The 8,591-nt window shown below is 42.8% G+C and carries 6 protein-coding genes and 11 tRNA genes; 5 read left to right on the top strand and 12 right to left on the bottom strand.

The features are described from left to right. The first annotated feature begins 28 nt into the window (after window positions 1–28). Both LKE01_RS11020 and LKE01_RS11015 read left to right on the top strand, forming a co-directional pair. Window positions 29–349, top strand: coding sequence for a hypothetical protein (locus LKE01_RS11020; protein WP_056983268.1), 321 nt, complete (start codon window positions 29–31; stop codon window positions 347–349). Window positions 350–435: 86 nt separating this feature from the next. After that, entirely contained in the window at window positions 436–1,467 is a 1,032-nt protein-coding gene (locus LKE01_RS11015; protein WP_056983267.1) for a matrixin family metalloprotease, read from the top strand. Between the two features lie 65 nt (window positions 1,468–1,532). On the opposite strand, the gene LKE01_RS11010 is transcribed toward LKE01_RS11015, so the two are convergent. Next, the gene (locus LKE01_RS11010) at window positions 1,533–2,705 is read right to left on the bottom strand and encodes a pyridoxal phosphate-dependent aminotransferase (protein WP_054769812.1); all 1,173 of its coding nucleotides are present in this window, start codon (window positions 2,703–2,705) and stop codon (window positions 1,533–1,535) included. Between the two features lie 260 nt (window positions 2,706–2,965). On the opposite strand from LKE01_RS11010, the gene LKE01_RS11005 reads away from it, so the two are divergent. The 3 genes from LKE01_RS11005 (at window position 2,966) to LKE01_RS10995 (ending at window position 7,194) form a co-directional block, all read left to right on the top strand. After that, entirely contained in the window at window positions 2,966–5,113 is a 2,148-nt protein-coding gene (locus tag LKE01_RS11005) for an ABC transporter substrate-binding protein/permease (protein WP_095345052.1), read from the top strand. Beyond that, window positions 5,110–5,847 carry an amino acid ABC transporter ATP-binding protein gene (locus LKE01_RS11000; protein ID WP_056983265.1) on the top strand — a complete coding sequence of 246 codons (738 nt, stop codon included), beginning with the start codon at window positions 5,110–5,112 and terminating at the stop codon, window positions 5,845–5,847. Before LKE01_RS11005 ends, LKE01_RS11000 begins: the two co-directional genes overlap by 4 nt. Before the next feature lie 240 nt (window positions 5,848–6,087). Beyond that, on the top strand, window positions 6,088–7,194 hold the full coding sequence (locus LKE01_RS10995) for a DNA/RNA non-specific endonuclease (protein WP_056983263.1): 1,107 nt from the start codon (window positions 6,088–6,090) through the stop codon (window positions 7,192–7,194). A gap of 354 nt (window positions 7,195–7,548) precedes the next feature. Here the strand turns inward: LKE01_RS10995 and LKE01_RS10990 are convergent. From LKE01_RS10990 to LKE01_RS10940, 11 genes are all read right to left on the bottom strand, one after another. Beyond that, window positions 7,549–7,633: transfer RNA gene (locus LKE01_RS10990), tRNA-Leu, on the bottom strand. Between the two features lie 38 nt (window positions 7,634–7,671). Next, window positions 7,672–7,742 (bottom strand) — tRNA-Cys (locus tag LKE01_RS10985). 19 nt (window positions 7,743–7,761) lie between these two features. Beyond that, window positions 7,762–7,833, bottom strand: a tRNA-Gln gene (locus tag LKE01_RS10980). Window positions 7,834–7,840: 7 nt separating this feature from the next. Then, a tRNA-His gene (locus LKE01_RS10975) sits at window positions 7,841–7,913 on the bottom strand. Window positions 7,914–7,927: 14 nt separating this feature from the next. Next, window positions 7,928–7,998, bottom strand: a tRNA-Trp gene (locus tag LKE01_RS10970). Window positions 7,999–8,004: 6 nt separating this feature from the next. Next, window positions 8,005–8,087, bottom strand: a tRNA-Tyr gene (locus LKE01_RS10965). Between the two features lie 5 nt (window positions 8,088–8,092). Further along, window positions 8,093–8,165 (bottom strand) — tRNA-Phe (locus tag LKE01_RS10960). Between the two features lie 62 nt (window positions 8,166–8,227). Continuing rightward, window positions 8,228–8,301 (bottom strand) — tRNA-Asp (locus tag LKE01_RS10955). A gap of 16 nt (window positions 8,302–8,317) precedes the next feature. Continuing rightward, window positions 8,318–8,390, bottom strand: a tRNA-Val gene (locus tag LKE01_RS10950). A 4-nt stretch (window positions 8,391–8,394) separates the two neighbouring features. Beyond that, window positions 8,395–8,466 (bottom strand) — tRNA-Glu (locus tag LKE01_RS10945). Between the two features lie 20 nt (window positions 8,467–8,486). Then, a tRNA-Ser gene (locus tag LKE01_RS10940) sits at window positions 8,487–8,578 on the bottom strand. Window positions 8,579–8,591: the final 13 nt, after the last annotated feature.

Genomic DNA, 8,591 nt, shown 5'->3' with positions numbered 1-8,591 from the left:
CAGTTATTTATACTAAGAAGGAATCAACATGCTTGCCGAATCAAGAGAACTCATTCAAAATTATCATCAGTATTTTAAACGACTTCCCCACCACCAATATTGGCTGGTCATCGTGGATAACCACTTTAACAATCGTTATTACTTCTTTATATATAGTAGGAAGTTAAAAACAAGGCTGGTTCGCTCCCACGAATTGTTGGCATTGGTCCATGATAAAGACAAATATGAGCAGGTACTAACGGATCTCAAGCAAATCAGCCATTTAACGATTGAATATCGTGACACCTCACATTTAGTAGAACCAATTCCAGAAATTACCAAAGATAAAATTCACGGCCATAATTACTAATTTTTATCGGAATCAATTAGCAACAATTTATAAAATAAATATGGTATATTGATGGAAACACTTACAAGCGAGGGAGCGCGGTTTTGATGAAACATTTCGGAAAAAGCTTGTTATTGCTGGGAACAGTGCTATTTTCATTGACGTTAACGGCCAATATGAATAGGCAATCAACTGACGCCCACGCTGCCACTGCAAAGGTTTTAAAAGTTCGGCCGATTACTAAAACAGCTTACCGCACCTCTGAGGGATATATTTACAAGAATGCCAAGCTGACTAAAAAAAGTCACAATGCGAAAAACTACCCGCAAACCGTCTTTTATTCGACAAAACAAGTCATCATCAAGAAGGCAAACGGGAAAACCGCTGTTTATTACTATATAGCTAATAAAGGGAATACCGTTAAAGGTTATATTTGGCACGGATACCTCACCAAATTTCAAAAAGCAATGTCACAAAAGTCGTTAATCAAGCTCATTAATAATGCACCGGATATGAATCCGGATGAATCGATTCTAAGATTGAAACCGGTGAACTATGAGGTTCATGAAGCGGCCTTTGACCTTGCCTATAACGTCTTTCACTTCTCACCAACATCCATGTTTAAGAACGACCAGGCAACAATTTATGTACCGGATCCGGCTTTAAGCCAACACGTGGAAAATGCCATGAATAAGTGGAATAAATCCTTGGGGACAACCGTTTTTAAGATGGGTAATAAGAATCATTACACCTTAAAAATTTCATTTGGAAACGGCACTCAAGAAAACTGGGATGGTTTATACGATGGTAAGCAGATCTATGTTGATCGATCGCATTACCGGGATCCAAAATACCCAACCGGCTACATCCGACCACAATTGGCAGCCAAGTTTACGATTTCTCAATATTGGGATGGTGTGATTGCCCACGAACTCGGGCATACATTGGGGCTGGATCATACAGGATACCAAGCCGATTTAATGTATGCTTCCAGCAGTTCCGGAAGCATGATTGCCAAATACAAGTGGAAAAAGCCGGTTGAAAAATCGTCAACTGGACTGGATGGAACGGAAATGGCAGCAATCACCAACCATGATTTAAATCGAGCAAAGTTAACCAAGTTGCTTGGTTACTGGTAATAAAAGAGCATCGAAGCTTTGGCGTGACATAACGCCTTCAACTTCGATGCTCCTTTTTAAATGGATTAGTGAAACAAACCAAGTTTGGCAATACGTTGACAAGCTTCTGTAAATCTCGGCTCGTCAATTAGAAGGCCAACCCGAACGAATCCTTCTCCACCTTTGCCAAACCCGTTTCCAGGGGCAACGGCAACCGCAGCCTTATCCAAAAGCAGGTCTGCAAACGATTCGCTGGTGTAACCCTTTGGAACCGGCATCCAGGCATAGAAGGAACCACCAGACTGATAAGGTTCCCAGCCAATTGCCCGAGCCGCTTTGAAGAACTGGTTTCGCCGTTTCTCGTATAAAGCAACAAGTTGACGGACTGATTTCTGATCACTATTAAGTGCCGTAATGGCGGCTTTTTGAATCGCCGGAAAGACACTCACAAATAAATGATCCTGGATGAGATTAATCGCTTCGATCATATCAGCGTTTCCAGCCGCAAATCCAATTCGCCAGCCGGCCATGTTATATGATTTGGAAAAAGTATCCATTTCAATACCAACATCTTTGGCACCTGGAGTTTGTAAAAAGCTGACTGGCTTCTTACCATCAAATCCAATTGCCCCATAAGCGAAATCTTGAACAACGCCAATTTGGTGAGCTTTCGCAAAGTCGACCGTGTGTTGATAAAATTCAGAAGTTGCCACGGCGCCGGTCGGATTGTTGGGATAGTTCAAATACATCAATTTGGCAGCGTCCACAACCTTGGGATCCAATTGATCATAGTCAGGCAGGAAGTTGTTTTCTTCCTTCAACCTCATTAATTCCAGTTTAACTTGAGCCAAAGCAACTCCGGATAAATAGTCAGGATATCCGGGATCAGGCAAAAGCATCGTAACACCGGGATTTAAAATTGCGAACGGCAGCTCTACCAGACCGATCTTGGAACCGCCAAGAATAGCGATCTCCTTTTCAGGATCTAGTGAAACTCCGTATTCACGTTTGTAAAATCCGGCAGCTGCTTTCTTCAGTTCAGGATCACCCCTGAACTGAGAGTATTTATGATTTGCCGGATCGGCGGTTTGTTCCTGCATCGCTTTAACAATAAAGTCCGGGGTGGGCTGATCCGGATTCCCCTGCCCTAAATTAATAACATCGGCTCCGGTTGCCACTTTTGCATTGACCTTCTTGACCAAGCTGGCGAAAAATTGTTTCGGTAGTTGTTGTAAAACTTTTGATTCTTCAAATTTCAAGTTGCTTCCTCCGATCCAAATATGTCTGAGTCACAAACTCACACATCGTAAAGTTTACAGATAATTATGGTTGTGGAAGAAACCAATGTCAATCAATTTTCTAATTTAAAATTAATAATTCTCAGTGTTCTGCAATGATACGTCAATGTTGTCAACGTTTGCACAAATCGCTTGAAGCTATACAGATTCTATAATTTCTGGTATTATATTCCCATTATTATATGTTATGTTTTATTACATATGTCTAGGAGGAATAATTCATGAAGCGGAAAGTGTTATCAGCTTTCGGATTGTTGGCAGTATTTGTCGCGATCTTATTTTGTTTGGGCTTGCCAGGCAGTAAAGCACAGGCAAAAACTTATCAAATTGGAACAGACGTCACATATCCACCATTTGAGTTTGCCAATAAGAAAAACAAATACGTTGGAATCGATATTGACATCATAAAGGCAATTGCCAAAGAGGAAGGCTTTAAGGTTAACGTTAAGCCGGTTGGATTTAATGCAGCTGTTCAATCAGTTCAATCTGGCCAACTCGACGGAATCATTGCCGGGATGACAATTACCCCGGAACGAAAAGACAAGTTCGATTTCGGAACCCCCTACTATAAGACTGGTGCAGTCATGGCCGTCAAAAAAGGCAGCAATATTACCAGTTTCAAACAGCTGAAGGGTAAAAAGGTCGCATTGAAGACCGGTACCGCAGCGGCTGATTACGCAAACAGCTTAAAAAAGAAATACGGCTTCAAAACAGTCACGTTCGATGATTCGGATAATATGTATCAGGATGTAACTACTGGAAACTCGGTTGCTTGTTTCGATGATCAGCCTGTCCTTCAGTATGGGATTAAACACGGCTTAAAGCTCCAGATTGCCTCTAAGCCTGCCAACCAAGGTTGGTATGGGTTTGGTGTTAAAAAGGGCACTCACAAGCAATTAATCAAGAAATTCAACGCCGGCCTGAAAATCATCCGGGAAAACGGAACCTACGATAAGATCGTTGGTAAGTATCTCGGTACCACAGCCAACCCGCAAGTTAAGGGTAAAACTTTCACCATCGGTACTGACGTTACTTTCCCACCATTTGAGTTTGCCAATAAAAATAACAAATATGTCGGAATTGATATGGATTTAATCCGAGCGATTGCCAATGAACAAGGATTCAAAGTGAAGATCAAAGCCTTGGGATTCAACGCAGCCGTTCAAGCTGTTGAATCCGGTCAGGCAGATGGTGTCATCGCCGGGATGTCGATTACCAATGCCCGAAAAGCCCAATTTGACTTCTCCAAGCCCTATTTCAATTCAGGGGTTGTCATGGCAGTTGCCAAAAACAGTAAGATTCATAAACTGTCAGAGTTGCGAGGCAAAAAAGTCGCTGTTAAAACAGGAACTTCAGGTGCCGATTACGCAAATAGTCTGAAGAAAAAATACGGCTTTAAAGTTGTCACGTTTGATGATTCAAACAATATGTATCAAGATGTTACAACCGGAAATTCAATCGCCTGCTTTGAAGACCACCCGGTTATGCAGTATGCAATAAAGCAAGGAACCAAACTTAAGATCGTTACCAAACCGGCATTAAATGCCCCTTACGGATTTGCCGTTAAGAAAGGTCATAATCAGGCCCTTCTCAAGGCATTTAACACCGGTCTGGAGGATTTAAAAGCCAGTGGGACTTATGATACCATCAAGGCCAAATACCTCGGTAGCGATGAAATCAAGACTGCTGCCAAGACTTCCGGAAACAGTGCTGAAGATCGAACATTTATTGGATTAATCAAGCAAAACCAAGGTGCCCTTCTTTCAGGACTTAAAGAAACTCTTTGGTTAACGGTTGTTTCAATCTTCTTTGCAACCATTTTTGGGGTCCTCGTAGGATTGATGGGCGTTGTGCCAAATAAGTTCAGTCGCGGTACTTCAACAACCTTGATTTACCTATTTAGAGGAATGCCACTGCTGGTGCTGGCATTATTCATTTACACAGGAATTCCAAGCTTAACTGGTCAGAAGATTCCGGCATTTGTCGCTGGTGTTATCACTTTAACCTTTAACGAAGGTGCGTATATTGCGGCGTTCGTTAAAGGTGGAATTGAGGCTGTTGATCCCGGCCAGATGGAAGCCGCAAGAAGTTTGGGATTGCCATTTGGAAAATCCATGAGAAAAATTATTTTGCCTCAGGGAATCAGGATCATGGTGCCATCATTCATCAACCAGTTTATTATTACTTTAAAGGATACCTCAATCCTATCGATTATCGGGTTGTTGGAATTGACCCAGACCGGTAAGATTATTATTGCGAGAAACTTGGAAGGATTTAAAGTCTGGACAATCGTTGCCGCAATTTATCTGATCATCATTACTGTTTTAACTTGGTTATCAAATTGGGTACAAAGGAGAACTAAGGTATGAGTGAAAAAGTAAAAGTAACAAATTTAGTCAAAACCTTTGGCGATAACGAGGTCCTCAAAGGAATCAATTTAACTGTTCAAAATAATGAAGTGGTCGTAATTATCGGCCCCTCCGGCTCAGGAAAAAGTACCCTCCTCCGCAATTTGAATAAACTTGAGGAACCAACCTCAGGTTCAATCGTGATTGATAACGTTGATATTGCCCGTAACGATGTTGATATCAATTCCGTTCGTGAAAACATTGGAATGGTCTTCCAACACTTCAATTTGTTCAAAAACCTGACAGTTGGTGAAAACATTATGCTGGCACCAATTGAATTGAAAAAGGAAACCAAAGAACAGGCCGAAGCTCAAGCCAAGAAATTATTAGCAACAGTTGGTCTGGAAGAAAAATTTGGTGCAACCGTTCAATCCCTATCAGGTGGCCAGCAGCAACGGGTTGCCATTGCCCGTGCCTTGGCAATGAACCCAGATATTATGTTATTTGACGAACCAACCTCAGCCCTTGATCCGGAAATGGTTGGTGACGTACTGGAAGTCATGAAGAAATTGGCAAAGCAAGGAATGACAATGGTAGTTGTGACCCATGAAATGGGCTTTGCAAAAGAAGTTGCCGACAGAGTTGTCTTTGTCGATGATGGCCAAATTCTTGAAGAAGGCACGCCGGAACAAATTTTTGAACACCCTAAAAATGAGCGACTACAAGATTTCTTGAACAAGATTTTGAATGTTTAACAATCAATCAAGCGCGTTAGATTTAATAACTCTAACGCGCTTTTTGTATGGTATTTGTTTGTTGTACGGATTCAAATCCCCCCTATTTTGTGGAATCATTAACAATTTGTCATGTTCGCCTGTAAAACGAATTATGGCAAATGTATAATTAAAATAAATCAATTATGGAACTTTATCGTAGCCTTTGACTTTCGATACAGGACCAATGAATTATGAATTTATTTTGAGGGGGATAACCAAGTGAAGTTACATAAGCATTTTATATTAGCAGTGATTTTGCTGTTACTAACAGGTGGCACGTTGACCGCCTGCAGCGACGATGAAAGTCAATCATCCAGCGATCATTCAACAAGCGTGACATCGAGCAGTGAATCGGTTGCCAAAAAAACACCTTCAGTGCACCACAAGCGTCTGCATTCCAGTACTTCCCACAAGTCCAATCAGCAACACAGTGCCATTTTAAATAAGCTGGTGAAATACACCAACGCTGAATCGGCAGGCCCTACTGGAGACTATTATTGGACAAACGGTAAAGCTCATTTTACCGATTTTTCAGGGTTGAAATCAGGCGATTATCGTTTTACAGCTGACAGTCAGGGACGATCCGGAACTGCCAGAGCCGTTTTGACTTATTCTGAATACACAGCGTCTAGAGGAAGTCGCCAGGGGGAACCACTCGAGCCACCTGCCTGGCCGGGAAACAAGATTGTTGCCATCAGCTATGGCTTGACCGGTCGCACATATCACGGTTATTTGTACAATAAGAGCCATTCGATTGGAGACAGTTTGCTGGGAGCCAAGTCCTATACCTCGGAATACAATTTTACGACCGGAACCCGACCTCAAAACGTCGGTGCTGATCAAAATGGCGGCATGCGAGCTGCAGAAGAATCGGCAGAAAATTATTGGGAAAGTTATCCTAACACTCACCACGTGATTTATTATCAAACAACCCCACTGTACAAAGGTGACGAAACGATGCCCCGTGGTTCAATCGTGGATGTCCGATCATCTGATAAAACACTAAACAAAGAAATTGTAGTCATTAATTCAGCTGAAGGCATCCGACTTAACTATGCAACTGGTAGCAACAATGCCCGAACCTATGTCCGACAACCTCAGCATCATACAACTCAAGCAACTCACCACACCACTCAAGCAGCCGGATCGACAACTAAAGATGGTTCATGGACAGTTGCCGCCTCAGGAATGGTCTTTGTCTCTGACAGTCATAAATATTACTCGGAGGTAAAGAATCCCAACAATTATCAATACGAAAGTCAATCTCAGGCAAATGCCAGTGGTGCGACAGAGGCTTCACGTGGTAATCAGTATGCAAGGCCTTAGTTACGGACCGTATGTGGTAAAATAATGGCGTATGCAGTCACTTTATGATGATAAGGAGCAATGATGACGATGAAGTTTATGATGGCTTGTGCAGCAAGTATAATGCTGTGTGGTGGTACCGTTGGTGTTGTCCACTACTGCAATTCTCCACATCAAGTACAACCACGAGTAGAACGTGGTTGCGGAATGGGAAGATAATTGAATGTAACCCATAATTAAACAACGATAAAAGGCCTGTATCTACAAACGGATACAGGCCTTTTTGCTACCCCATTTTACTGAACAAAACAAAAAGAGGAACGCCGATAAACGACGTTCCTCAATGACGCAATGTGCTCTATATGAGCTACTTAGTACCGGAGGCGGGGTTCGAACCCACACGATCTCAACGATCACTGGATTTTGAGTCCAGCGCGTCTGCCAATTCCGCCACTCCGGCAAAATAATAATAAGATTGATTGGCCAATACATGGAAAAAGGCGGTAATCGGATTCGAACCGACGATGAAGGTTTTGCAGACCTCTGCCTTACCACTTGGCTATACCGCCATAACTTTGGCTAACCCAACTGGGTTAGCTGGATTCGAACCAGCGCATGACAGAGTCAAAGTCTGTTGCCTTACCACTTGGCTATAACCCAATCAAAAGGCGGTATGTGGGAATCGAACCCACGCGTGTCGGATCCACAAACCGATGTGTTAACCACTTCACCAATACCGCCATAGTATTATTAACAGGGATAGTAGGAGTTGAACCCACACCGACGGTTTTGGAGACCGTAGTTCTACCATTAAACTATATCCCTATAAGATGGAGGGGAGTGGATTCGAACCACCGAACCCGAAGGAGCGGATTTACAGTCCGCCGCGTTTAGCCAGACTTCGCTACCCCTCCATGAATGGCGCGGGACAGAATCGAACTGCCGACACATGCAGCTTCAATGCATTGCTCTACCGACTGAGCTACCGAGCCATTAACCATCTTGAGTATAATAATACCATATGTTGTGTATTCAATTGTCAAATACATAACAACGGTTCGTACGAGACTCGAACTCGTGATCTCCTGCGTGACAGGCAGGCGTCCTAACCAGCTAGACCAACGAACCAATGTTGCTATGGAAATGGAGGATACAGGGATCGAACCTGTGACCTCCTGCTTGTAAGGCAGATGCTCTCCCAGCTGAGCTAATCCTCCATAATGACCCGTACGGGATTTGAACCCATGTTACCGCCGTGAAAGGGCGGTGTCTTAACCACTTGACCAACGGGTCATAAACTTATTATTCGGTTACGGAGAGTAAGGGATTCGAACCCTTGAAACAGGCTTTTACCCGTTTACATCATTTCCAATGATGCTCCTTCGGCCAGCTCGGACAACTCTCCATTGAAATAATAA

This window comes from Lentilactobacillus kefiri (assembly GCF_007989105.1).
In the GTDB taxonomy this organism is placed as follows: Bacteria; Bacillota; Bacilli; order Lactobacillales; family Lactobacillaceae; genus Lentilactobacillus; species Lentilactobacillus kefiri.
Note: the sequence above shows the minus strand (reverse complement) of the source record. Positions and strands in the feature narration are given on the sequence as shown.

Coding starts and splice junctions, on each gene's coding strand:
- LKE01_RS11005 (WP_095345052.1), top strand. CDS start 2,966: ATGAAGCGGAAAGTGTTATCAGCTTTCGGATTGTTGGCAGTATTTGTC.
- LKE01_RS11000 (WP_056983265.1), top strand. CDS start 5,110: ATGAGTGAAAAAGTAAAAGTAACAAATTTAGTCAAAACCTTTGGCGAT.
- LKE01_RS11015 (WP_056983267.1), top strand. CDS start 436: ATGAAACATTTCGGAAAAAGCTTGTTATTGCTGGGAACAGTGCTATTT.
- LKE01_RS11020 (WP_056983268.1), top strand. CDS start 29: ATGCTTGCCGAATCAAGAGAACTCATTCAAAATTATCATCAGTATTTT.